The sequence below is a fragment of the Xenorhabdus koppenhoeferi genome (genome assembly GCF_900116635.1).
GTDB lineage: Bacteria > Pseudomonadota > Gammaproteobacteria > Enterobacterales > Enterobacteriaceae > Xenorhabdus > Xenorhabdus koppenhoeferi.
This window is the reverse complement of record NZ_FPBJ01000089.1, coordinates 1-1,374: the sequence shown is the minus strand read 5'-3', so window position 1 is coordinate 1,374 and position 1,374 is coordinate 1. Positions and strand designations below refer to the sequence as shown.

The window sequence follows — 1,374 nt, the reverse complement described above, 5'->3', positions numbered from 1 at the left end:
ATAGGCCATAGCGCATTTTCCTTTGGCGAGAAAGATGCCTACTATAGCAACTGACCGCCTTTCTTAGAAATTGCACTTATTAGGCGAATCCAAGATTTAATAGTTTAATCTAAAAAAACAAATGAAACATACAAATACACTGTGAGATAATCACTTATTTTATTAATAATTATGAACTAGCCATAGTAGTTATTATAACGAATCATGACATAGCAAAAGTTAAAACATGTTGATAGTATTAATACTTAATTATATTTCTACTATTAAAATGAATAATAAAACACACTCACCATAGCCTTAATATAAGCTTCTTTGAACATTATGAATGATTTTTAAAAATTCACGTTTTCTAAAGAAGCCCAAGAGCAGAAAACTGTTGCTAACATACAGACAATGATTAAATAAAATTTCCGAATTGGTACGGAAGGTCGGATGAATTTTTACTAATCCAACGGACAAACACGAATAATATGACCATCAGGATCTTTTACAAGAAAAGTACGCCCAAATACATCTGTATATGGCTCTTTTACAATTTCAATATCTGGATTACCTTGCCACTCACGAAATAATTGTTCAACATCATCACCTGTTGGCAACATGATACCAATTTCATTAAACCGTTGAGTTTGCAGCTCGGGCGTTTCGCCACCAGACCAAATAGCAAAAAGAGCATCACCGGAAGAAGAGACACGAAAAGCCACATAACGGGGGCTAGTAAAAATGGGATCTGTTTTGAATAGAGATTTGTAGAAAGTGGTTGAGCGTTCAACATCAGAAACATACACCAGTTGCAAGTTAGCCGCTACTGGAACAGAAGTCACACTATGCATAAAAACTCCTAAACATTAACAAAACATTCACGTCTGAATTATTGATATAATTAGCAATGAAAATATTAACACAACTAAAATAAATACTAATAAAGCAATTTGTTAGCAACCAAATAAACATAAAACAAACCATATCTTTGCAAAAAGATAAACATATAGAAACAAATATGCAATATATTTTTTGTTACAGATAAGTTAGTTAAAATGATATGTTAAAAATAAAAAATAGCAAGATCCAATCAGTTAAAGGTTTTTTAATTTCAGTCTCATGAGCAGGGAGTGAGTCGTAACTCAATTTCAGTCCAAAAGAGAGTTAGGAATAACTTGTGAATAATCGGCTAAGCATCAAGGATGGTTTGCTCGTGTTCTGATGAGCAAACCATCTGGCCTCTGTAGTAGTACATTAAATCCGGACACCTCAAAAGCCTGCTAATGTTATTAACATGATAATGAGGTATGACAATGAAATTGAAACCGACCAAACCGACCAAACGCCACTATTCCGTTGAATTTAAGCTGGAAGCGGTTCAGCAGGTTGTTC

Annotated in this window: 1 protein-coding gene; it reads right to left on the bottom strand. The window is 33.6% G+C overall.

The genetic code is table 11. From position 1 onward, the window contains the following. Window positions 1-443 precede the first annotated feature (443 nt). Entirely contained in the window at window positions 444-833 is a 390-nt protein-coding gene (locus tag BM329_RS14240) for a VOC family protein (protein ID WP_092554480.1), read from the bottom strand. Between the last annotated feature and the right edge of the window lie 541 nt (window positions 834-1,374).